15 protein-coding genes, 2 tRNA genes, 3 rRNA genes and 1 pseudogene are annotated in these 22,869 nt (G+C 62.9%); 12 read left to right on the top strand and 9 right to left on the bottom strand.

Annotated features, from left to right (window positions below; translation table 11 throughout):
• Positions 1-23: 23 nt before the first annotated feature.
• From BOX17_RS08940 to BOX17_RS08920, 5 genes are all read left to right on the top strand, one after another.
• On the top strand, positions 24-998 hold the full coding sequence (locus tag BOX17_RS08940; protein ID WP_071943738.1) for an ABC transporter permease: 975 nt from the start codon (positions 24-26) through the stop codon (positions 996-998).
• Positions 999-1,058: 60 nt separating this feature from the next.
• Positions 1,059-1,991, top strand: a complete 933-nt coding sequence (locus BOX17_RS08935; RefSeq protein ID WP_244272122.1) for an ABC transporter permease — start codon at positions 1,059-1,061, stop codon at positions 1,989-1,991.
• A complete protein-coding gene (locus tag BOX17_RS08930; protein WP_071943733.1) occupies positions 1,991-3,001 on the top strand; it encodes an ABC transporter ATP-binding protein in 1,011 nt (336 codons plus the stop codon). The genes BOX17_RS08935 and BOX17_RS08930 overlap by 1 nt, the downstream gene beginning before the upstream one ends.
• Positions 2,998-3,996, top strand: a complete 999-nt coding sequence (locus BOX17_RS08925) for an ABC transporter ATP-binding protein (protein WP_071943730.1) — start codon at positions 2,998-3,000, stop codon at positions 3,994-3,996. Before BOX17_RS08930 ends, BOX17_RS08925 begins: the two co-directional genes overlap by 4 nt.
• 444 nt (positions 3,997-4,440) lie before the next feature.
• Positions 4,441-5,754, top strand: coding sequence for a carbohydrate porin (locus BOX17_RS08920; RefSeq protein ID WP_071943727.1), 1,314 nt, complete (start codon positions 4,441-4,443; stop codon positions 5,752-5,754).
• A gap of 294 nt (positions 5,755-6,048) precedes the next feature.
• Here BOX17_RS08920 and BOX17_RS08915 read toward each other — a convergent pair.
• Positions 6,049-6,609, bottom strand: a pseudogene (locus tag BOX17_RS08915) (leucine zipper domain-containing protein); the annotation flags it as partial.
• A gap of 265 nt (positions 6,610-6,874) precedes the next feature.
• Here BOX17_RS08915 and BOX17_RS08910 point away from each other — a divergent pair.
• Positions 6,875-7,870, top strand: a complete 996-nt coding sequence (locus BOX17_RS08910; protein ID WP_071943723.1) for a LacI family DNA-binding transcriptional regulator — start codon at positions 6,875-6,877, stop codon at positions 7,868-7,870.
• Positions 7,871-8,251: 381 nt separating this feature from the next.
• Here the strand turns inward: BOX17_RS08910 and rrf are convergent.
• The 6 genes from rrf to tyrS form a co-directional block, all read right to left on the bottom strand.
• A 5S ribosomal RNA gene (gene rrf / locus BOX17_RS08905) occupies positions 8,252-8,367 on the bottom strand.
• 83 nt (positions 8,368-8,450) lie between these two features.
• Positions 8,451-11,338, bottom strand: a 23S ribosomal RNA gene (locus tag BOX17_RS08900).
• A 194-nt stretch (positions 11,339-11,532) separates the two neighbouring features.
• Positions 11,533-11,608 (bottom strand) — tRNA-Ala (locus BOX17_RS08895).
• 15 nt (positions 11,609-11,623) lie between these two features.
• Positions 11,624-11,700 (bottom strand) — tRNA-Ile (locus BOX17_RS08890).
• Positions 11,701-11,797: 97 nt separating this feature from the next.
• Positions 11,798-13,335, bottom strand: a 16S ribosomal RNA gene (locus BOX17_RS08885).
• Together the 16S, 23S and 5S rRNA genes with 2 tRNA genes alongside form the textbook arrangement of a ribosomal RNA operon.
• A gap of 699 nt (positions 13,336-14,034) precedes the next feature.
• On the bottom strand, positions 14,035-15,234 hold the full coding sequence (gene tyrS / locus BOX17_RS08880; protein ID WP_071943721.1) for a tyrosine--tRNA ligase: 1,200 nt from the start codon (positions 15,232-15,234) through the stop codon (positions 14,035-14,037).
• A 111-nt stretch (positions 15,235-15,345) separates the two neighbouring features.
• Between tyrS and BOX17_RS08875 the strand changes: the two genes are divergently transcribed.
• Positions 15,346-16,476, top strand: coding sequence for an anhydro-N-acetylmuramic acid kinase (locus BOX17_RS08875; RefSeq protein ID WP_071943719.1), 1,131 nt, complete (start codon positions 15,346-15,348; stop codon positions 16,474-16,476).
• Between the two features lie 27 nt (positions 16,477-16,503).
• Here the strand turns inward: BOX17_RS08875 and BOX17_RS08870 are convergent, their stop codons facing one another.
• Both BOX17_RS08870 and BOX17_RS08865 read right to left on the bottom strand, forming a co-directional pair.
• Positions 16,504-17,646: a PilT/PilU family type 4a pilus ATPase gene (locus BOX17_RS08870; RefSeq protein ID WP_071943717.1), complete on the bottom strand. Its 1,143-nt coding sequence runs from the start codon at positions 17,644-17,646 to the stop codon at positions 16,504-16,506.
• 29 nt (positions 17,647-17,675) lie between these two features.
• Positions 17,676-18,707 (bottom strand): type IV pilus twitching motility protein PilT, encoded by a 1,032-nt coding sequence (locus BOX17_RS08865; protein WP_071943715.1) that lies wholly within the window; start codon positions 18,705-18,707, stop codon positions 17,676-17,678.
• Positions 18,708-18,770: 63 nt separating this feature from the next.
• Between BOX17_RS08865 and BOX17_RS08860 the strand changes: the two genes are divergently transcribed.
• From BOX17_RS08860 to metW, 5 genes are all read left to right on the top strand, one after another.
• Entirely contained in the window at positions 18,771-19,475 is a 705-nt protein-coding gene (locus tag BOX17_RS08860; RefSeq protein ID WP_071943713.1) for a YggS family pyridoxal phosphate-dependent enzyme, read from the top strand.
• 55 nt (positions 19,476-19,530) lie between these two features.
• Positions 19,531-20,355, top strand: a complete 825-nt coding sequence (proC, locus tag BOX17_RS08855; protein WP_071943711.1) for a pyrroline-5-carboxylate reductase — start codon at positions 19,531-19,533, stop codon at positions 20,353-20,355.
• A gap of 63 nt (positions 20,356-20,418) precedes the next feature.
• Positions 20,419-21,012: a YggT family protein gene (locus BOX17_RS08850; RefSeq protein WP_071943709.1), complete on the top strand. Its 594-nt coding sequence runs from the start codon at positions 20,419-20,421 to the stop codon at positions 21,010-21,012.
• Between the two features lie 36 nt (positions 21,013-21,048).
• A complete protein-coding gene (gene metX / locus BOX17_RS08845; protein WP_071943707.1) occupies positions 21,049-22,206 on the top strand; it encodes a homoserine O-succinyltransferase MetX in 1,158 nt (385 codons plus the stop codon).
• On the top strand, positions 22,206-22,802 hold the full coding sequence (gene metW, locus BOX17_RS08840; protein WP_071946779.1) for a methionine biosynthesis protein MetW: 597 nt from the start codon (positions 22,206-22,208) through the stop codon (positions 22,800-22,802). The genes metX and metW overlap by 1 nt, the downstream gene beginning before the upstream one ends.
• Positions 22,803-22,869 lie beyond the last annotated feature (67 nt).

The raw sequence follows: 22,869 nt of genomic DNA, 5'->3' as shown, positions 1-22,869 counted from the left end.
AACCCGATCCAGAGGCGATCCCCATGCGGTATATCACCAGTCGATTCCTGTTCTATTTCGTCGCGTTCCTGATCGCCATCTCCTTCAATTTCCTGCTGCCTCGCATCATGCCGGGCGATCCCGTCGATGCACTCTTCGCCGGCTCCGCAGGGCAGCTGGACCCGTCCCAGATGGATGCCATCCGCGCCATGTATGGCTTCTCCGAGGGGCCGCTGTGGTCGCAGTACCTCCAGTACGTGAAGAGCGTCTTCACCGGCGACCTGGGCCCCTCCGTCCTGATGTACCCGACCGACGTGACCACCGTGCTCGGCTTCACCTTCCCCTGGACCCTGTTCCTGATCGGGCTGGGGGTCACGACCGCCATCATCCTCGGCCTGATCCTGGGAACCATCGCCGCCTACAAGCGAGGCAACTGGTTCGCCTCCCTGTTTCCGCCGATGGCCGCGGTGCTCTCCTCGATGCCGGCCGTCGTCACCGCCCTGCTGGTCTTCTACCTCTTCGGCCTCAAGCTGCAGTGGTTTCCCATGAGCTATGCGGCCGACCCCTCCCTGGCCCCCGCCTGGACGGCCGAGTACCTCGGCAGCGTCGCCCGGCATGCCGTACTGCCCCTGCTGGTGATCGTGCTGGTCAGTCTCGCCCAGTGGGTGATGACCATGCGCAACGCCATGATCAACGTGCTCGGCGAGGACATCATCACCATGGCCGAGGCCAAGGGCCTCAGCCAGAGCCGCATCATGCTGCGCTACGCCTCGCGCAACGCCGTGCTGCCGGTGGTGACCTCGGTGGCCATGGGTCTGGGCTTCGCCGTCGCCGGCCAGATCTTCATCGAGATCGTCTTCAACTACCCGGGCGTGGGCAACACCCTGCTCAAGGCGATCAACGCGCGCGACTACCCCCTGGTGCAGGCCCTCCTGCTGTTGATTGTCGCCTTCGTGCTGATCGGTAACTTCATCGCCGATCTCACCTATCTCTGGCTCGACCCGCGTCTGCGCAAGTAACCGAAGGGCTTACCGATGACTGACACCTCCCTGCCAATTGCCTCCTCCAGGAAGACTCCCATGGTGCCTTCACGCCTCCGGCAACTACTGCGCAACATCGCAGCTTTTTTCCAGGGCAACATGTCCGCCTCCATCGGCGGCGGCGTGATGGCGCTGGTGATCGTGGCCTGCCTGATCGGCCCCTTTTTCACCGCCCATGCTCCCGACGAACGCGTCGCCCGCCCCCACGTCGAGCCCAATGCCGAACACGTGCTCGGCACGACCCGCCAGGGGCGTGACGTGTTCAGCCAGCTGCTGCATGGCGGCCGCGCCTCGCTGAGCGTGGCCTTCATCGCCGGGGCCATCTCCACGGTCATCTCGATCCTGGTGGGCATCTCCGCGGGCTACTTCGGCGGGCGCATCGACCAGTGGTTGAACTTCGCCATGAACGTGGTCCTGGTGTTTCCTCAGCTGCCCCTGCTGATCGTGCTGGCGGCCTTCCTAGGACAGGTGGGGCCCGTGGTGATCGCCCTGCTGATCGGCATCACCAGCTGGCCCTGGGGGGCCCGCGTCGTGCGATCGCAGACCATGGCCATCCGCCAGAAGGAGTTCATCCTCGCGGCGGAGTGCATGGGCGAGAGCCGCCTGCGCATCGTCCTGGTCGAGATCCTGCCCAACTTGATCTCGATCGTCGCCGGCAGCTTCGTCGGGGTGGTCATGTACGCCCTGATCAACGAGGCCGGCCTCGAGTTCCTGGGACTGGGGGATCCCACCGTGGTGACCTGGGGCACCATGCTGTACTGGGCACAGTCGTCCGCCGCGCTCTACACGGGTGGCTGGTGGGAGATGATCGTGCCCGCCGTGACCATTGCCTTGGTCGGCGGCGCCATGGCGCTGATCAACATGTCCATCGACCAGGTCAGCAACCCCAAGCTCAAGACCGGCCCGCACATCAAGCGCTGGCGCAAGCTCAACCGCATCATTCAAGCCAAACGCCAGCGAGGTGCTTCCTGATGGCGATCCAAGCCTTTCAACCCGCCACCGACGAGGACACCGGCGAGCTGCTGGAGATCCGCCACCTGTGTGTCGACTATGTCTCGCCCAAGGGCATGGTCCGGGCCGTCAACGACGTCAGCCTGAGCATTCGCCCGGGGGAGACCCTGGGCCTGGCCGGCGAGTCGGGCTGCGGCAAGTCGACCCTGGCCTTCTCCATCGCCCGCCTGCACAAGGCCCCGGCGCTCATCTCCGAGGGCGAGATCCGCTACCGCGGGCGTGACGTGCTGAGCATGAACAAGCGCACCCTGCGTCAGTTCCGCTGGAACGAGGTCAGCGTGGTCTTCCAGAGCGCGATGAACTCCCTCAACCCAGTCATCACGATCGGCGAGCAGATCACCGATGTCATCCTGGCCCACTGCAAGGTCCGCAAGAAGGAGGCCTGGCGCCAGGGAGAGGAACTCCTCCAGACCGTGGGACTGCATGCCAGCCGCATGGACAGCTTTCCCCATCAGCTCAGTGGCGGAATGCGCCAACGGGTGGTGATTGCCATTGCCCTGGCACTCAGGCCCCGCCTGATCATCATGGACGAGCCGACCACGGCCCTGGATGTGGTCGTGGAGCGGGAGATCATGGATGAGCTGTACCAGCTCAAGGACAGGTTCGGCTTCTCTATCCTGTTCATCAGCCACGACCTCAGCCTCATGGGCGAGATCGCCGACCGCATCGGCATCATGTATGCCGGCAAGCTGGTCGAGCTGGGCAGCGCCGACGAGGTCTTCTACCACCCCCAGCATCCCTACACCCGGGGCCTGCTCAACTCCTTCCCGACCATCCACGGCCCCAGGGAGCGGCTATATGGCATCCCCGGCAATCCGCTCAACCTCCTCGAGGCCCCTGAGGGCTGCTATTTCCAGGACCGCTGCGAGCGCTGCTTCTCCCCCTGCCGGACGCATGACCCGGAGATGATCCCGGTGTCGTCCACTCACCGGGCCGCCTGCCACGAACTTGCCGAGAGGACCGCGGGATGACCATGACCAACGAGGCCAACGCCCCCATCGTGTCGGCGCGAGACCTGACCAAGGACTTCACCCTCGGCGGATCGCTGCTGGAGCGCACCACCATGCGTGCCCTGAATGCCGTGTCGTTCGACCTCTACTCCGGGGAGGCCCTGGCCATCGTCGGCGAGTCGGGCAGCGGCAAGAGCACCAGCGCACGCATCCTGTCCCAGGTCCACGAGGCCTCGTCGGGTGAGGTGACCTATCGCGGCCAGCCGATGCATGAGCTGATCGCCCAAGGCGGCAAGCGGGGCTTCGCCAGCCGCGTGCAGATGATCTTCCAGGACCCCTTCGGCAGCCTCAACCCGGTGCATCGCATCTTCTACCAGATCGCCCGCCCCCTGCAGATCCATGGCAAGGTCCGCGGCAAGGCGGCCCTGCGGGCGCGGGTGATCGAGCTGCTGGAGACCGTGGGCCTGACGCCAGCCGCCGAGACCGCCGACAAGTTTCCCTACGAGCTCAGTGGCGGACAGCGTCAGCGGGTGGCGATCGCCCGCGCCCTGGCGGTGGAACCCGACGTCATCCTGGCCGACGAGCCGATCTCGATGCTGGACGTCTCGATCCGACTCGGCATCCTCAACCTGATGATGGACCTGAAGGACCAGCACGACATCGCCTTCATGTACATCACCCACGACATCGCCACGGCCCGCTACTTCGCCGAGCGCACGGCGGTGATGTATGTCGGCCACATGGTGGAGTGGGGCAACAGCGATGCCGTCACCCAGAACCCCCAACATCCCTACACCCAGCTGCTCCTCGCCGCCGTTCCCCAACCCGGCGCGCAGAAGCATCGGGACATGAGCCAGTACCAGCACAAGGCCGACATCCCCATGTGGCAGCCCGAGAGTACCGGCTGCCCCTTCGCACAGCGTTGCCCCCATGCCCGGGCGGAATGCAGCACTCGCCTGCCGGAGGTCACCCGGATCGCCAAGGACCACTTCGTGCGCTGCTACCTGTACGAATGATCGAGGCCACTCGACCCAACGCTTGTGACGCCCAGCATGCCGGAACGATGCGCGGACGGGCGTCCACCCGAATCAGTGACGACAGCCCACTGAGAAGCTGACGGTATCGAACCAAGATACAACAAACCTGGATCGACAAGGGCAACAATGACACGCCTGAATTCATATAATAACCGCAGCACTTTGGTCACACGGTGGAGGCAGGATGATCATGCCGATACACCGTCGAAGGGAATGGCATGATGGCTAAATATCCGGTCCGGCCGCTGCCGTAACCTGCCGCCAGAAGCACCTCCTGGTCGCTGAAGGCTTATACAGAAGACGAATGTCTAATTCCCTCATGAAACCGATTTCATGATCATCATAAGGGCAGCCACTGGCTATAGTCAGTCCTCAAATGAAATCGCTTTCATTTTCTTATGCCCTAAACTTAGTGGAGCTACCATGAAACTAACAAAAATGTCTCTCGCTTTTCTCGCAGTGTCGACGGGCATGACCTCCATGTCGACTTACGCAGAAAAGTCGGAGGGCTTCGAATTCCACGGATACTTTCGAGCGGGCGTTCTGTTTGATGCAAACGACGATTTCAAGCGTTCAAAATTTCCCGGCTCAAAAGAGCGTCTGGGGCGGCTGGGTATCGAGTCGGACAATCACTTTGAGCTGGCCCTTCAGAAGAATTTTGAAAACGACAGGGGCCAGCAGGTTCGTATAAAAACGCGAGCCGGTGCAGATAACGCGCAATATGCCACCAACCAGTTGGGTGCCAATGCCGATGCGACAAACAGCGAAATCGGCATGATCGAGACGTATGTCGAGTTCGATGGTTATACGGAGACCGGCACTGTATGGGGCGGTAAGCGTTTTTATGGCAAAGACAATTACATCTTCATGACCGACTTCTTCTACACAGATATGTCAGGCACTGGTGCGGGTGTTGAAGGGATCGAGCTGGGCGGCAACAAGTGGGATTTTGCGTATATCGCCAGTGATGACTCCGGGGATACGGGGTTCTGGGGAGACAGCAACAATGTCATGCATGCAGTGCATGTCGGTGTTGACCTGGGAGGTGTCGAATTGCACGCCATGGGCAAGCACCTGCCCGATAACATCGTTGAAGAAGACGGTGTAGCCAATGAGTATGCCTCCAGTGGCTATGATCTTACTGCCATCGTTCATTCGGAGAGTGTCTATGGCCTTTCCGAAAAGGGCTTTACCAACTACATCGGTCAGGTGGGTCAAGGGCTGGGGTCCGGGCAGTTGCTGGGTGGCACGCTGACAACGTACAACACTTACGCGCCCGGAAGTAACGTAACAGGCAACAAGATCACGGGAACCGACTGCGGAACCTCATGCGTGAAAGCAGTGGAAAGCGGAGATATGTCCACGCGTGCGCTGGTCTGGGGTGGATACTTCTTCGATAACGGTGTCAACGTGTTCCATTCTCTTCAGGGGCAATATAACGACAAGGAGAATGGAAGCACGGACAGCTGGGCGTCCGCGATGGTTCGTCCCACCTTTCCCATCAGCGACAACCTGGATTTTGTCACGGAAGCCGGCTATCAGTATAACCATGAAAAAGATGCTTCAGGTGTAACGTCAAGCAGTTACGATTACAAACTGACGGTAGGACCCAAACTTAAAGTCGACACCGGTTTTGGTCCGACGCCGGAGATTCGTTTCCTCGCCACCTATCTGGATGGTGATCAGCGCGACGAGAGCGACATCCTCGTGGGCGTTCAAGCCGACATGTGGTGGTAACCATGCACTGAAGTGAAATCCATCTCGCTGCCATGGAGCCTGCTTGCAAGCGGGCTCCTTTGTTTCGGTTCATGGCACTTTGCCCTGCTCCCACTGCCCCCATCTCACTGACCCTAGCGGGCGCCGCCACCGCCGGCATGACATATAAAACCGAGAGCTGTTCCCTGTCCTTCGGCGGCGACGCAGAGCTTAACCTCGACGCCAACAACAGCCAGTCACCGGACTCCTCGATCTTCGGCAATGACATCGACACTAAAAACTCAGACGCAGAAGCCAAAAAAGCGGCGATCTTGCGTCCGGATGAAGGCTGCTGAAGGCCAGTCGCGAGTGATCATCGATGGCCACATGAACATACTCCCATCCCGCGCCAGGCGTGTTCTGCTGTCGATCTCCGGTCAGCCGATGCCCCGGACGCTCGAAGCGTCTCAGCTTCTTGATATCCAAGTGCAAGAGCCCCCCAGGGGCGTCGTGCTCATAGCGATTGTCGGGCCTTGCCGGTGACAGGGCGGCGAGGCGGTTCAGCCCCTCACGCCTGAGAAGACACGCCACCGTGCTCTGGCAGATTCCCAGTGCCAGGGCAATCTGACGATAGATCTGGCGCTGCTGCCGACGTTCGATGACCTGCTCCACGGTAGCCGCATCTGTCGCGAAGGGGCTTCGTTCAGGGCTCGACGTACGGTCTTGAAGGCCGGCGTGGCCCTCTTCACGGAAACGGCGGGCCCACTTGTAGACCGTTCTCACACTGACACCCTGGGCCTGTGCCACCTCCCTTGGCCGTAATCCTTCATCGATGACGCGGGCGACCAGCAGGGCTCGACCATGCGGAGTGAGACGGGCATTCTTACGGGTGTTCATCCGGGCCTCCTGGAGGTTGGTTTGGTTCGCACTCCCAGCTTTCCGGGCAGGCTCCGGATGAACAACCTACCGAGAGATCACACCTAGATGAATGCCGAGACCGCCATCGAGCGCAGGCAGGGCCTCGCACGATAAAAGCAATAAGCATGAAAGCGATTACATTACTGCCTATAATGTTTGCTGACATTACTGGCTGTACGGAACCGACGGCGCCTCAGAGGTGCCCTTCTCCAGAGCTACACATCGAAGAGCAACAGGAGCATACATGTCCACCATCAAGGAGGTTGCGAGCCTTGCAGGGGTCTCCCCCGCCACGGTCTCCCGCGTCATGAATGGCGAAGTGCCCGTGGCAGAACAGACACTTCGGCGGGTCGAGGACGCGATGCAACGCCTGGGCTACCGCCCCAACTCCTTCGCTCGGTCGCTGGCCTCCAACCGCTCGGATTGCATCGGTCTGGTCATCTCCCACCTCGCCGGCCCCTTCATGGGCACGCTGATGGTGAACCTGGAAGAGGCGCTCCGCCTGCGCAACAAGTCGCTGCTGGTGGCCTCGGGACACAACGAGCTGATCCGGGAGCAGGAGTCGATCGACTTCCTGATGTCGCGTCGCTGCGACGGCCTCCTGGTCCAGTCGGACCGCCTGCACGATGACGCCCTGGTCGCGCTGGCCGCGCAGATTCCGCTGGTCATCATCAACCGCCAGGTGCCCGGGCTTGAGGGTCAGTGCAGCTACGTCGACAACCGGCAGGGCGGCTATCTCGCCACTCGCCACCTGATCGAACAGGGCCACCGGCACATCGCCTGCATCTCCGGCCCGCGCTGGAAGCAGGACGCCACTCAGCGGTTGGCGGGCTATCACCAGGCGATGGAAGAGGCCGGACTGTCCGTGCCGGACGCGGCCGTGGTGGAAGGGACCTGGCAGGAGTCGAGCGGGCGCGAAGCCGTGGATATCCTGCGGCGACGTGGCCTGCCATTCACGGCCCTGGCAGTGGGCAACGACGACATGGCCATCGGCGCCATGCTGCACCTCAAGGAGCTCGGCCTGCGCGTCCCCGAGGATGTCTCCCTAGTGGGCTTCGATGATGAGGTCTATGCCCACTACGTCACTCCGGGGCTGACGTCGGTGCACGTCCCTGTGGACCGGATGGCGCAATCGGCCGGCAGCCGGGTGATCTCCATGGTCGATCACGCGCCCTGGGAAGGTCCGCTCTGCTTCTCCACCCATCTGGTGGAACGCGGCACCGTGGCTCCGCCGCCGTAGCGAAAACGGGGTGGGGGAAACTCTCGGCGACAAACTTGGACGCAACCGCCCCGCTTGCTAGGCAAGCGGGGCGCTTTATTTCGCCGCACACGGCCGGTAATGCATGTTCCGTCGGAGAGAGCCGCGGCAGAGGAAACGGTCGTCGCTGGCCCGACCTGTCGGGGTAGGTCTCCCTGACAACCGAACACGCGCAAAAAAACCGAATTCGTGTGAGCTCGGGGTTTTCTCGGGATAGGTGCCTGACGAGGATCGGCCGGGCTCCGGGGGGCGGCGCGCCGCTACGCTCCAGGGGGAGGCCCTGACCTTTCCCCTGACATGACCTGATCCTCAGACATGAAAAAACCCCGAGCTCAATGAACTCGGGGTTTTCTCGGAATAGGTGCCTGACGATGACCTACTCTCGCATGGGGAGGCCCCACACTACCATCGGCGCTGAGCGGTTTCACTGCTGAGTTCGGCAAGGGATCAGGTGGTTCCCGCACGCTATGGTCGTCAGGCGAAAAACGGTGAATCATGCTGACGAGATCGTCTCATCGTATCCGTCATGTCGGTCGCCATCGGCAGACCGCTTGGGTGTTATATGGTCAAGCCTCACGGGCCATTAGTATCGGTTAGCTCAACGCCTTGCAGCGCTTCCACATCCGACCTATCAACCAGCTGGTCTCGCTGGGCCCTTCAGGAGGCTCAAGGCCTCGGGGATGTCTCATCTTGAAGGGGGCTTCCCGCTTAGATGCTTTCAGCGGTTATCCCGTCCGCACATAGCTACCCGGCAATGCCACTGGCGTGACAACCGGAACACCAGAGGTGCGTCCACTCCGGTCCTCTCGTACTAGGAGCAGCACTTCTCAAACATCCAACGCCCACGGCAGATAGGGACCGAACTGTCTCACGACGTTCTAAACCCAGCTCGCGTACCACTTTAAATGGCGAACAGCCATACCCTTGGGACCGACTTCAGCCCCAGGATGTGATGAGCCGACATCGAGGTGCCAAACACCGCCGTCGATGTGAACTCTTGGGCGGTATCAGCCTGTTATCCCCGGAGTACCTTTTATCCGTTGAGCGATGGCCCTTCCATACAGAACCACCGGATCACTAGAACCTACTTTCGTACCTGCTCGACGTGTCTGTCTCGCAGTTAAGCACCCTTATGCTCTTGCACTCAATGCACGATTTCCAACCGTGCTGAGGGTACCTTCGTGCTCCTCCGTTACGCTTTGGGAGGAGACCGCCCCAGTCAAACTACCCACCACACACGGTCCTCGATCCAGATCATGGACCTGAGTTAGAACGCCAATGATGCCAGGCTGGTATTTCAAGGTTGGCTCCACCGTGGCTGGCGCCACAGTTTCCAAGCCTCCCAGCTATCCTACACAAGCAACATCAGCGTCCAGTGTGAAGCTATAGTAAAGGTTCACGGGGTCTTTCCGTCTAGCCGCGGGTACACAGCATCTTCACTGCGATTTCAATTTCACTGAGTCTCGGGTGGAGACAGCGTGGCCATCATTACGCCATTCGTGCAGGTCGGAACTTACCCGACAAGGAATTTCGCTACCTTAGGACCGTTATAGTTACGGCCGCCGTTTACCGGGGCTTCGATCAGGAGCTTCGCCGAAGCTAACACCATCACTTAACCTTCCGGCACCGGGCAGGCGTCACACCCTATACGTCCGCTTGCGCGTTTGCAGAGTGCTGTGTTTTTAATAAACAGTTGCAGCCACCTGGTATCTTCGACCGCCTCGTGCTCCGGCCGCAGGGCCTTCACACTAACGCGGCGTGCCTTCTCCCGAAGTTACGGCACCATTTTGCCTAGTTCCTTCACCCGAGTTCTCTCAAGCGCCTTGGTATTCTCTACCTGACCACCTGTGTCGGTTTGGGGTACGGTCCCACTGTATCTGAAGCTTAGAGGCTTTTCCTGGAAGCGTGGCATCGATGACTTCCAGACCGTAGTCTGTTCGTCTCGTCTCTCGGCCTCAGGGAACCGGATTTGCCTGATTCCCCAGCCTACTGACTTTCACCAGGACAACCAACGCCTGGCTCACCTAGCCTTCTTCGTCCCCCCATCGCAATACAGTGAGGTACGGGAATATTGACCCGTTTCCCATCGACTACGCCTTTCGGCCTCGCCTTAGGGGCCGACTCACTCTGCTCCGATTAGCGTCGAACAGAAACCCTTGGTCTTCCGGCGGGGGAGTTTTTCACTCCCCTTGTCGTTACTCATGTCAGCATTCGCACTCGTGATACCTCCAGCAGACTTCTCAATCCACCTTCATCGGCGTACACGACGCTCCTCTACCGCTCGTCATTCGACGAACCCGTAGCTTCGGTACCTGGTTTGAGCCCCGTTACATCTTCCGCGCAGGCCGACTCGACTAGTGAGCTATTACGCTTTCTTTAAAGGATGGCTGCTTCTAAGCCAACCTCCTAGCTGTCTGAGCCTTCCCACATCGTTTCCCACTTAACCAGGATTTCGGGACCTTAGCTGACGGTCTGGGTTGTTTCCCTTTTCACAACGGACGTTAGCACCCGCTGTGTGTCTCCCACGCTTGCACTCACCGGTATTCGGAGTTTGCCTCGGGTTGGTAAGTCGGGATGACCCCCTAGCCGAAACAGTGCTCTACCCCCGGCGGTGATACGTGAGGCGCTACCTAAATAGCTTTCGAGGAGAACCAGCTATCTCCGGGCTTGATTAGCCTTTCACTCCGATCCACAAGTCATCCAAATCTTTTTCAACAGATCCTGGTTCGGTCCTCCAGTTGATGTTACTCAACCTTCAACCTGCTCATGGATAGATCGCCCGGTTTCGGGTCTATTCCCAGCGACTGGTCGCCCAGTTAAGACTCGGTTTCCCTACGCCTCCCCTATACGGTTAAGCTCGCCACTGAAAATAAGTCGCTGACCCATTATACAAAAGGTACGCGGTCACAGAACAAGTCTGCTCCCACTGCTTGTACGCACACGGTTTCAGGATCTATTTCACTCCCCTCTCCGGGGTTCTTTTCGCCTTTCCCTCACGGTACTGGTTCACTATCGGTCAGCCAGGAGTATTTAGCCTTGGAGGATGGTCCCCCCGTCTTCAGTCAAGGTTTCTCGTGCCCCGACCTACTCGATTTCACACCAATCAGATTTCGACTACGGGGCTATCACCCTGTATCGCGTGGTTTCCCAACCACTTCGTCTATCGGTCATGGTGCTTAAGGGCTGGTCCCCGTTCGCTCGCCGCTACTAGGGGAATCTCGGTTGATTTCTTTTCCTCGGGGTAATGAGATGTTTCAGTTCCCCCGGTTCGCCTCCTGACACCTATGTATTCAGTGCAGGATACCCACGTTACCGTGGGTGGGTTTCCCCATTCAGAAATGCCCGGGTCACAGGTTGTTTGCCACCTCGCCGAGCCTTATCGCAGGCTTCCACGTCTTTCATCGCCTCTGGCTGCCTAGGCATCCACCGTGTGCGCTTCATCGCTTGACCATATAACCCCAAGAGGTCTGGTCCGCGATGACAATCGACAATTGCCGGATACGCTTGAGACGTATCTCGTGTCACCTTCCTCTCGGAAGGTAACGTTTGTCAGCATGATTCACATTGTTAAAGAGCACTGTTCAGAGAACAGTGGAAAGCCGTCTGGCTTGCCGCTGGTCTCTGTTCTGGACTGTCGGGAAGGATGGTGGAGCCTAGCGGGATCGAACCGCTGACCTCCTGCGTGCAAGGCAGGCGCTCTCCCAGCTGAGCTAAGGCCCCTCTGATCCTGCAAATTGGTGGGTCTGGGCAGACTCGAACTGCCGACCTCACCCTTATCAGGGGTGCGCTCTAACCAACTGAGCTACAGACCCGGCTACAAACCACTGGGTCCGCGACCCAAACAGTCTTTGCTCTGGTCGATCAGGTAATTCATTGTGGACACTTGCCGAGTGTCGATGATTCGTCGTTTAAGGAGGTGATCCAGCCGCAGGTTCCCCTACGGCTACCTTGTTACGACTTCACCCCAGTCATGAACCACACCGTGGTGATCGCCCTCCGAAGTTAGGCTAACCACTTCTGGTGCAGTCCACTCCCATGGTGTGACGGGCGGTGTGTACAAGGCCCGGGAACGTATTCACCGTGACATTCTGATTCACGATTACTAGCGATTCCGACTTCACGGAGTCGAGTTGCAGACTCCGATCCGGACTGAGACCGGCTTTGTGGGATTAGCTCCACCTCGCGGCTTTGCAACCCATTGTACCGGCCATTGTAGCACGTGTGTAGCCCTACCCGTAAGGGCCATGATGACTTGACGTCGTCCCCACCTTCCTCCGGTTTGTCACCGGCAGTCTCCCTAGAGTTCCCGACCGAATCGCTGGCAAATAGGGACAAGGGTTGCGCTCGTTACGGGACTTAACCCAACATTTCACAACACGAGCTGACGACAGCCATGCAGCACCTGTCTGTGCGCTCCCGAAGGCACCAATCCATCTCTGGAAAGTTCGCACGATGTCAAGGGTAGGTAAGGTTCTTCGCGTTGCATCGAATTAAACCACATGCTCCACCGCTTGTGCGGGCCCCCGTCAATTCATTTGAGTTTTAACCTTGCGGCCGTACTCCCCAGGCGGTCGACTTATCGCGTTAACTGCGCCACAAAGGTCTCTAGGACCCCAACGGCTAGTCGACATCGTTTACGGCGTGGACTACCAGGGTATCTAATCCTGTTTGCTACCCACGCTTTCGCACCTCAGCGTCAGTGTCAGTCCAGAAGGCCGCCTTCGCCACTGGTATTCCTCCCGATCTCTACGCATTTCACCGCTACACCGGGAATTCTACCTTCCTCTCCTGCACTCTAGCCTGACAGTTCCGGATGCCGTTCCCAGGTTGAGCCCGGGGCTTTCACAACCGGCTTATCAAGCCGCCTACGCGCGCTTTACGCCCAGTAATTCCGATTAACGCTCGCACCCTCCGTATTACCGCGGCTGCTGGCACGGAGTTAGCCGGTGCTTCTTCTGTGAGTGATGTCGTCCCTTGGGGGTATTAGCCCCAAGGCTTTCTTCCTCACTGAAAGTGCTTTACAACCCGAAAGCCTTCTTCACACACGCGGCATGGCTGGATCAGGCTTTCGCCCATTGTCCAATATTCCCCACTGCTGCCTCCCGTAGGAGTTCGGGCCGTGTCTCAGTCCCGATGTGGCTGATCATCCTCTCAGACCAGCTACGGATCGTCGCCTTGGTGAGCCATTACCTCACCAACAAGCTAATCCGACATAGGCTCATCCGATAGCGCAAGGTCCGAAGATCCCCTGCTTTCTCCCGTAGGACGTATGCGGTATTAGCCTGAGTTTCCCCAGGTTATCCCCCACTATCGGGCAGATTCCTATGCATTACTCACCCGTCCGCCGCTCGACGCCTCCTAGCAAGCTAGGATCGTTTCCGCTCGACTTGCATGTGTTAGGCCTGCCGCCAGCGTTCAATCTGAGCCATGATCAAACTCTTCAGTTTAAAGTCTGATAGTTCCTAAGGTGGAACCAAACCTGGCTCAAGGTTCAAACGTCTCATTTGACGAGTCGCTTGCCTTGAATGTTTCAGTGACTGGTCACCGACATCCCGACAAGCGCCCACATGAATTACCTGATCGATTGTTAAAGAGCTCTCGCTGTTGCCGTCGTGCCCGGCTCACTTCCGTGAAGCGGCGGTCTCGCCGGCGCCCTGCGAGGAAGGCGTATTCTACGTGATCGGCGTGTCGTGTCAACCCTGCGATGCGTTCCGAAGGAAGCGATCCGGGTGGCCGAACCCTCGATTCGCTCAAGCGATTCGAGTGCCGATGGAGCCCTCCGCGGGTCTCCGTAAAGCGTGGTGCGCATTCTACCGAATGCGGCCTGTTCGTCAAGCGGGAATTTCCAAAGACGCTTCGAAAAACCCAAGTGGAAACAAGCACTTCACCCACTTACCACCGCCTGCAACGTGTGCCCGTCGCCGGCAGCGGATGCGTACTTTACGGATTTCCCCGGAGTGGTGCAAGGCCTCGCGGGAGAAAAATCTCGGCGGCGTGTCGATGCCCTCTCAGGGCGATGATCACGACGCTTGAGATCAGGCTATCCACAGCCGGATTTTCCTCACCCCTTGTGGATAGATCGACGCCCCCGGAGACACGAACGCCCGCGCGGGGCGGGCGTTCGTGGAGGACATCGGCGGGCCGGCTCAGCCGATGGTCACGCGGGCATAGCGCTTCTTGCCCGCCTGGATGACATAGCTCCTGCCAGTCTCGAGCATGTGGTCACGCTGGACCACCTCGCCATCCACCTTCACCCGGCCATTGCCGAGCATGTCCTTGGCCTGGGCACTGTTGTTGGTCAGTCCCGACCGGTTGAGCACCGCGGCGATGGGCGCCTGGGCGCTGCCCTCGAAGTCGACCTCGACCTCGGGCAAATCCTCCGGCAACTCTCCCTCGGCCAGCTGGTTGCCGGCGCTGCGGTGCGCATTGGCGGCCGCCTCCTCGCCGTGGTAGCGGCCGATCAGCTCGCGGGCGAGGATCATCTTGATGTCACGCGGGTTGGCACCGGCCTCGACCTCCCGCTTGAGCGCCTCGATCTCCTCGTTGGCCTTGAGGGAGAGCAGCTCGAAGTAACGCCACATCAGGCTGTCGGGCATGGAGACCAGCTTGTTGAACATCGCGCCCGGCGACTCGTCGACCCCGACGTAGTTGCCCAGCGACTTGGACATCTTCTGCACGCCGTCGAGCCCCTCGAGCAGCGGCATGGTGATCACCACCTGGGGCGACTGGCCGAAATGCTTCTGGACCTCGCGGCCCATGAGCAGGTTGAACTTCTGGTCGGTGCCACCGAGCTCCACGTCGGCCTCCAGCGCCACGGAGTCGTAACCCTGCACCAGGGGATAGAGGAACTCGTGGATGGAGATCGGCTGGCCCGCACTGTAGCGCTTGTCGAAGTCGTCCCGCTCGAGCATGCGCGCCACCGTGCTCTGGCCGGCGAGCTCGATCATGTCGGCCGCACTCATGGCCGAGAACCATTCGGCATTGAAGCGCACCTCGGTCTTATCGGGATCGAGGATCTTGAACACCTGCTCCTTGTAGGTCTGGGCGTTGGCCTTGACCTCCTCCTCGGTGAGCGGCTTGCGCGTCACGTTCTTGCCGGTGGGGTCCCCGATGCGCCCGGTGAAGTCGCCGATCAGGAAGATGACCTCATGGCCCAGGTCCTGGAACTGGCGCATCTTGGTCAGCAGGACGCTGTGCCCGAGGTGCAGGTCCGGCGCCGTGGGATCGAAGCCCGCCTTGATGCGCAGCTTGCGCCCGGAGGCCAGCTTCTTTTCCAGCTCGTCCTCGAGCAGGATCTCGTGGGTCCCGCGCTTGAGCAGCGCCAGGGCGCCAGCTACATCGGTCATTGTCTCCTCTCCACTCAGCAGGCGGCCCGCTACCGGCGGGCGTCGATGTTCGAATGGTCGGGGATGTTACCATGTCCGACCACCCACGGTTGAGCCCGCCCGGGAGTCCCCATGAGCCTCTTCATCGGCCTGATGTCCGGTACCAGCCTCGACGGTATCGATGCCGCCCTCGTCGACATCCCCGCGGAGGGAGCGCCGCGCCTGGTCGGCACCCATGCCGAGCCGATGCCCGACGCCCTGCGGGACCTGCTGTGGCGACTCTGCCATGCCGACCGGGTGGCCTTTGCCGAACTGGCGGCCGCCGAGGACACCTTCTGCCGCCTGCAGGCCGCCGCCGTGGAGGCGCTGATGGCCTCGAGTGGCGTGGCACGGGGAGCCGTCGCCGCCATCGGCAGCCACGGGCAGACCATCGAGCACGCTCCCTGGGGCCATGATGGCGGCCCGGCCTATTCGCTGCAGCTCGACAATCCCAGCCTGCTCGCCGAGCTGACCGGCTGCGCTGTGGTCGCCGACTTCCGCCGCCGGGACCTGGCCGCCGGCGGCCAGGCCGCACCGCTGGCGCCGGCCTTCCACGAGGCGCTGTTCCGCTCCGCCGAGGAGTGGCGCCTGGTGCTCAACCTCGGTGGCTTCGCCAACCTGTCGCTGCTGCCGCCCACCGGGGACCGGCGCCCGCCCCTGGGCTTCGACACCGGCCCGGCCAATGCCCTGATGGATGCCTGGCATGCCCGCCATCGCGGGGGACGCTTCGATGCCGGCGGCGCCTGGGCGGCCTCGGGACGCCTCGACGAGGCGCTGCTGGAGCGCCTGCTGAGCGAGCCCTTCTTTCACCGCCCGCCGCCCCGCAGCACCGGCCGCGAGGTGTTCCATCTGGACTGGCTGGAGGGACATCTCGAGGGGGGAGAGGCGCCGGCGGACGTGCAGGCCACCCTGGCCGAGCTGACCGCCGCCAGCGTGGCGCTAAGCGTGGAGATGGCCCGGGAGCGCTTCGCGGCCCCGCCGGCCGCGCTGCTGATCCCCTGTGGCGGCGGCGCCCACAACCCGGACCTGCTGGCGCGACTGGCCCGCCGGCTGCCCGAAACCCCGCTGGTGGCGGGCGACGACTGGGGCTGGCCCGCCGACTGGCTGGAGGCCGGGGCCTTCGCCTGGCTGGCCGCACGACGGCTGGCCGGCCAGCCGGGCAACCTGCCCTCGGTGACCGGCGCCGCCGGCCCCCGCGTGCTGGGCGGGCTCTACGCCCCCTGAGGCACTCCTGACAACCGGGACGAGCCGCTAGAAGTCGTCCTGGCCGCGCAGGGAGAGGTGGCTGGCGGCCTCCTTGGCCCCGGCCACCCCTTCGCTGCCCTCGTCGCCGTACTTGATCATCATGCGCAGGTCGTTGGCCGAGTCGGCATGCACCAGCGCCACCTCCTCGGTGATCTTGCCGGCCTTGAAGAGGTCGTAGAGCGCCTGGTCGAAGGTCTGCATGCCGAGATCCCGCGAGCGCGACATGATGTTCTTGATCTCGCTGACCTCGCCCTTGCGCACCAGGTCACCGATCAGCGGTGACTTGAGCATGATCTCGATCGCCGGGCAGCGCCCGCCGTCCACCGTGGGCAGCAGCTGCTGGGCGACGATGGCCCGCAGGTTGAGCGAGAGGTCGAGCCACACCTGGGAGTGACGCTCGATGGGGAAGAAGTTGATGATGCGGTCCAGGGCCTGGTTGGCGTTGTTGGCGTGCAGGGTGGCCAGGCACAGGTGGCCGGTCTCGGCGAAGGTCAGCGCGTGCTCCATGGTCTCCCGGGTCCGCACCTCGCCGATCAGGATCACGTCCGGCGCCTGGCGAAGGGTGTTCTTCAGGGCCACCTCGAAGGACTCGGTGTCGATGCCCACCTCGCGCTGATTGATGATCGCCTTGCGGTGCGGGTGCACGTACTCGATGGGGTCCTCCACGCTGATGATGTGGCCCCCCAGGGTCTCGTTGCGCTGCTGGATCATCGACGCCAGGGTGGTCGACTTGCCGGTGCCGGTGCCACCGACCACGAACACCAGGCCGCGCTTGTTGTTGGCCAGCTCGCCGAGGGTGGCGGGCAGCGACAGCTCCTCCAGGTGGGGGATGTCGAAGCCGATGCGCCGGATCACCATGGCCATCTGGTTGCGCTGCTGGAAGGCGCTGACGCGAAAGCGCCCCTTGTCCTTGAGGCTCAGCGCGAAGTTGGCCTCGTGCTCGGTCTTGAAGCGCTCCAGCAGCGCCTCGGGAATCGCGACGCCGACCAGTTCCGTGACCTGCGCCACGCTGAGCCCCTGGTCGCCCAGGGGGGTGAGCTGACCGGCCATCTTCAGGGTGGGCGGCGCGTTCACCGAGATCAGCAGATCCGACGCCTCCTTCTGCACCATGATGTCCAGCAACTGGTGAAGCCACTCTTTCGCCGTCATGTCCCTGCCCTCCTTGTGTTGTCCCGTCCTCAGGCCAGTACGCCCTTGGCCTTTGCCTGGGCCTCGTCGCGCGCCACGGTGTTGTCGCTGATCAGCCTCGCCAGTGCGGAATCCATGGTCTGCATGCCGAGGTTGCCGCCGGTCTGGATCGCCGAGTAGATCTGCGCCACCTTGTCCTCGCGGATCAGGTTGCGCACCGCCGCCGTGGCCACCAGGATCTCGTGGGCCGCCACCCGGCCGCCGCCCTGCCGCTTGAGCAGGGTCTGGGAGATCACCGCCTGCAGCGACTCGGAGAGCATCGAGCGCACCATGGACTTCTCCTCGCCCGGGAAGACGTCGATGATCCGGTCGATGGTCTTGGCCGCCGAGGTGGTGTGCAGGGTGCCGAACACCAGGTGGCCGGTCTCGGCCGCGGTGAGGGCGAGACGGATGGTCTCCAGGTCGCGGAGCTCGCCGACCAGGATGATGTCCGGGTCCTCGCGCAGGGCGCTGCGCAGGGCCGGCGCGAAGCCGTGGGTATCGCGGTGCACCTCGCGCTGGTTGACCAGGCAGCGCTTGCTGCGGTGGACGAATTCCACCGGGTCCTCGATGGTGAGGATGTGCTCGAAGCGGTTGTCGTTGATGTAGTCGATCATCGCCGCCAGGGTCGTGCTCTTGCCCGACCCGGTGGGGCCGGTCACCAGCACCAGGCCACGGGGCAGCATCGAGAGCTGGCGGAACACCGGGCCCATGCCCAGGTCCTCCATGGTCAGCACCTCGGTGGGGATCGTCCGGAACACCGCCCCGGCGCCGCGGGCCTGGTTGAAGACGTTGACACGGAAGCGCGAGACCCCCGGCACCTCGAAAGAGAAGTCGGTCTCGTAGAACTCCTCGTAGTCGCGACGCTGGCGGTCCGCCATGATGTCGTAGATCAGCTTGCGGACCTCGCGGTCCTCCATGGCCGGCACGTTGAGCCGGCGAATATCGCCATCGACACGGATCATCGGCGGCAGGCCCGCCGAGAGGTGGAGGTCCGAGGCGTTCTGTTTTGCCGAGAATGCCAGCAGTTCGGTAATATCCATGCGTTTCCCCTGCTCCCGGGATAAGGTTCCCTTCTGTATGACCAGTATGACAGACCCTACGACATGACGGACCTGGTACTTTCCGAGTCGCTGACCGCCGTCCGCGCCCGACTCGAGGAGGCGCTCCGCGCCGCGGGCCGTCCCGCCGACGACGCCCGGCTGCTGGCCGTCAGCAAGACCAAGCCGGCCGAGCTGATCCGCGAAGCCTGGCACGAAGGCCAGCGCGAGTTCGGCGAGAACTACGTCCAGGAGGCCCTCGACAAGCAGGCCGAGCTGGCGGACCTGGACCCCATCGTCTGGCATTTCATCGGGCCGCTGCAATCCAACAAGACCCGCGACGTGGCCGAACACTTCTCCTGGGTGCATAGCGTAGACCGTGAGAGGATTGCCCGACGGCTGAACGATCAACGCCCCGAGGCCCTGGGGCCGCTGGACATCTGCCTGCAGGTCAACATCAGCGACGAGGCGAGCAAGTCCGGCCTCTCCCTCGACGAGCTGCCGGCGCTGGCCGAGGCCGTGCTGTCGATGCCCAGGCTCCGCCTGCGGGGGCTGATGGCGATCCCTGCGCCGGCCGAGGGGCTGGCGGCCCAGCGCGCGCCCTTCGCCCGGCTGCGGGAGGCACTGGAGGGGCTTCGCGAGCGCTTCCCCGAGGCGCCGCTGGACACCCTCTCCATGGGCATGAGCGACGACCTGGAGGCCGCCGTGCTGGAGGGTGCCACCCTGGTACGCCTGGGCACTGCCATCTTCGGTGCACGCGCTCACCGATAACCCTGCCCTCGGCGGCTGACGGCCGAGGCTTTCCACGACCAGAAGGACAGATTCCATGGCCAGCAAAGTCACCTTCATCGGCGCGGGCAACATGGCCGGCGCCATCATCGGCGGCATGATCGAGAGCGGCTTCGCGCCCCAGGACATCACGGCCACCGCGCCCAGCGACGACTTCCTCGCCCCGCTGCGCGAGCGGCTGGGCATCCGCACCGATACCGACAACGATGCGGCCGTGGCCCAGTCCGACGTGGTGGTGCTGGCGGTAAAGCCGCAGATCATGCGCGAGGTGTGCGAGAAGATGCGCGATGCCGTCCAGGCCCGTCGGCCGCTGATCGTCTCGGTGGCGGCGGGCCTGCCGGCCGAGACCCTCGAGCACTGGCTCGGCGGCGACCTGCCGCTGGTGCGCTGCATGCCCAACACCCCCGCCCTGGTCGGCGCCGGCGCCGCGGGCCTCTACGCCAACGCGAAGGTCGACGAGGCCCAGCGCCGCCTCGCGACCGAGTTGATGGAGGCCGTGGGCCTGGTGGAGTGGGTCGAGGAAGAGGCCCTGCTCGACGCGGTGACCGCCGTCTCGGGCAGCGCCCCGGCCTACTTCTTCCTGATGTTCGAGGCCATGGAGGAGGCCGGCGTGAAGCTCGGGCTGCCCGCCGACACCGCACGGCGCCTGGCCATGCAGACGGCGCTGGGGGCGGCGAAGATGGCGCTGGCAAGCGACAAGCCGCCGGCCGAGCTCAAGCGCAACGTGATGTCGCCGGGCGGGACCACCGAACGCGCCATCTCCCACCTCGAGGATGCCGGCCTGCGTCGCATCATGGAGGAGGCCATGACCGCCTGCGCCGACCGCGCCGGCGAGATGGCCGAGGAACTCGGCAAGCGCTGACCCGACGGGCCGGCCCGTGCCGGTGCGAACACGACCACGTTTCAAGGACATGGAGGAGCCCCGATGGGCAGCCAACTGGGAAGTGCCGGCCTGCTGCTGGTGAACACCCTGATCAACATCTACATCTTCCTGCTGATGCTGCGCTTCCTGCTGCAGGCGTCCCGGGCCGACTACTACAATCCCATCAGCCAGTCGGTGGTCAGGATCACCCAGCCGGCGGTGCGCCCCTTCCAGAGTTTCCTGGGGCCGGTGATGGGCCGCTTCGACCTCGCCACCCTGGCCACGGCCTTCGTGATCAAGGCGGTCAGCATCTTCCTGATCCTGCAGATCGCCGGCTTCGGCATGGCCCCGATCGCCGGGGTGGCGATCGGCTCGGTGGCCGCCATCGCCAACGCCATCCTCAAGATCTACTTCTTCGCGTTGATCGTGATGATCATCCTTAGCTGGGTGGCCCCGCAGGCCAACCACCCGGGCGCCATGCTGGTGATGCAGCTGGTGGAGCCGATCATGGCGCCGGTGCGCCGGGTGATCCCGCCGCTGGGCATGATCGACCTGTCGCCCATCGTGGTGTTCATCGCCATCAGTCTGATCGATGGTATCGTGGTGACCTCGCTGACCCGCGCCGCCGGCATCGCCGGGGCCCTGGTCGGCCTCTGACGCTGGCCCACCACCACGACTGGACACGACAGACCGATGCCCGAGTTTCCCTCCGATTCGGTCGGCCTGGTGACGCCGCAGACGGCGCACTTCGACGACCCCCTGGCCCTGGCCTGCGGCAGGACGCTGCCGGCCTACGACCTGGTCTACGAGACCTACGGCACGCTCAACGCCGAGCGCACCAATGCCATCCTGATCTGCCATGCCCTCTCCGGGCACCATCACGCCGCCGGCTTCCACTCGACGGACGAGCGCAAGCCCGGCTGGTGGGACGCGCACATCGGTCCCGGCAAGTCGATCGACACCGACCGCTTCTTCGTGGTCTCGGTGAACAACCTTGGCGGCTGCCACGGCAGTACCGGCCCCACCAGCGAGAACCCGGAGACGGGACGCCAGTGGGGGCCGGACTTCCCGATCATGACGGTGGGCGACTGGGTGCACAGCCAGGCGCGACTGGCCGACCGACTGGGCATCGAACGCTTCGCCGCGGTGATCGGCGGCAGCCTCGGCGGCATGCAGGTGCTGCAGTGGACGCTCTCCTATCCCGAGCGCATCGCCCACGCCGGGGTCATCGCGGCGACGCCGAAGCTGTCGGCCCAGAACATCGCCTTCAACGAGGTGGCCCGCCAGGCGATCCGCTCGGACCCCGACTTCCACGACGGCTGGTACGCGGATCATGGCACGGCGCCGCGCCGCGGCCTCAAGCTCGCCCGCATGGTGGGTCACATCACCTACCTGTCCGAGGACGCCATGGGCAGCAAGTTCGGCCGAGACCTGCGCACGACCGACCTCAACTTCGGCTTCGACGTGGAGTTCCAGGTGGAGTCCTACCTGCGCTACCAGGGTGACACCTTTTCCACCTCCTTCGATGCCAACACCTACCTGCTGATGACCAAGGCCCTGGACTACTTCGACCCGGCCGCGCCCCATGACGGCGACCTTGCCCGGGCCCTGGCACCGGCGGCCTGCCCGTTCCTGGTGGTCAGTTTCACCACCGACTGGCGCTTCCCGCCGCCGCGCTCCAAGGAGCTGGTCAATGCCCTGGTCCGCGCCGACAAGTCGGTCAGCTACGTCAACATCGACTCGTCCCACGGCCACGATGCCTTCCTGATGCCCGAGCCCCGCTATCAGGCGGTGTTCGCCGCCTTCATGAACCGCGTGGCCGGGGACCTCGGCCTGGAGGGCCAATCATGATGCGCGCCGACCTCACGCTGATCCACGAGTGGATCCCCGAAGGCGCCCGGGTGCTGGACCTCGGCTGCGGCGAGGGCACGCTGCTGGCGGCGCTGGCCCGCGACAAGCGGGTCACCGGCTATGGCCTGGAGATCGACCCGGACGGCATCACCGCCTGCCTGGCCAAGGGCGTCAACGTCATCGAGCAGAACCTCGACGAGGGGCTGGCCAACTTCGAGGACGACGCCTGCGACCTGGTGGTCATGACCCAGGCACTGCAGGCCCTGCGCCGCCCGGACCTGATGCTCGACGAGATGCTGCGCGTCGCCGGGGAATGCATCATCACCTTCCCCAACTTCGCCTACTGGCGCCATCGCGCCTACCTGGGCTTCAAGGGCTACATGCCGGTCTCCCGGTCACTGCCCCATGCCTGGTACGACACGCCCAACATCCACCTGTCGACCTTCAACGACTTTGAACGCCTGTGCCGCGACAAGGGTCTGAGCATTGTCGACCGGGCGGTGGGCATCGGCGACCACGAGGGCCACTGGACCTCGCGGTGGTGGCCCAACCTGTTCGGCGAGATCGCCATCTTCCGGGTTGCCCGCCGAGCGTGAGCCCGGAAGAGCACGGGTCACGCTGCCCACGAGGATGATGCGCAAGCCCTGTTCATGAGCCTGCAGG

It is taken from the genome of Halomonas aestuarii, from assembly GCF_001886615.1.
Classification (GTDB): Bacteria; Pseudomonadota; Gammaproteobacteria; order Pseudomonadales; family Halomonadaceae; genus Halomonas; species Halomonas aestuarii.
This window is presented reverse-complemented; position numbering and strand designations above follow the sequence as displayed.

What these genes read in the sequence shown, in the direction of transcription:
- proC (WP_071943711.1), top strand. Translation starts at nt 19,531, where the DNA reads ATGGCCAGCAAAGTCACCTTCATCGGCGCGGGCAACATGGCCGGCGCC.
- tyrS (WP_071943721.1), bottom strand. Translation starts at nt 15,234, where the DNA reads ATGACCGATGTAGCTGGCGCCCTGGCGCTGCTCAAGCGCGGGACCCAC.
- BOX17_RS08920 (WP_071943727.1), top strand. Translation starts at nt 4,441, where the DNA reads ATGAAACTAACAAAAATGTCTCTCGCTTTTCTCGCAGTGTCGACGGGC.
- BOX17_RS08910 (WP_071943723.1), top strand. Translation starts at nt 6,875, where the DNA reads ATGTCCACCATCAAGGAGGTTGCGAGCCTTGCAGGGGTCTCCCCCGCC.
- BOX17_RS08935 (WP_244272122.1), top strand. Translation starts at nt 1,059, where the DNA reads ATGGTGCCTTCACGCCTCCGGCAACTACTGCGCAACATCGCAGCTTTT.
- metX (WP_071943707.1), top strand. Translation starts at nt 21,049, where the DNA reads ATGCCCGAGTTTCCCTCCGATTCGGTCGGCCTGGTGACGCCGCAGACG.
- BOX17_RS08940 (WP_071943738.1), top strand. Translation starts at nt 24, where the DNA reads ATGCGGTATATCACCAGTCGATTCCTGTTCTATTTCGTCGCGTTCCTG.
- BOX17_RS08860 (WP_071943713.1), top strand. Translation starts at nt 18,771, where the DNA reads ATGACGGACCTGGTACTTTCCGAGTCGCTGACCGCCGTCCGCGCCCGA.
- metW (WP_071946779.1), top strand. Translation starts at nt 22,206, where the DNA reads ATGCGCGCCGACCTCACGCTGATCCACGAGTGGATCCCCGAAGGCGCC.
- BOX17_RS08865 (WP_071943715.1), bottom strand. Translation starts at nt 18,707, where the DNA reads ATGGATATTACCGAACTGCTGGCATTCTCGGCAAAACAGAACGCCTCG.
- BOX17_RS08850 (WP_071943709.1), top strand. Translation starts at nt 20,419, where the DNA reads ATGGGCAGCCAACTGGGAAGTGCCGGCCTGCTGCTGGTGAACACCCTG.
- BOX17_RS08875 (WP_071943719.1), top strand. Translation starts at nt 15,346, where the DNA reads ATGAGCCTCTTCATCGGCCTGATGTCCGGTACCAGCCTCGACGGTATC.
- BOX17_RS08925 (WP_071943730.1), top strand. Translation starts at nt 2,998, where the DNA reads ATGACCATGACCAACGAGGCCAACGCCCCCATCGTGTCGGCGCGAGAC.
- BOX17_RS08870 (WP_071943717.1), bottom strand. Translation starts at nt 17,646, where the DNA reads ATGACGGCGAAAGAGTGGCTTCACCAGTTGCTGGACATCATGGTGCAG.
- BOX17_RS08930 (WP_071943733.1), top strand. Translation starts at nt 1,991, where the DNA reads ATGGCGATCCAAGCCTTTCAACCCGCCACCGACGAGGACACCGGCGAG.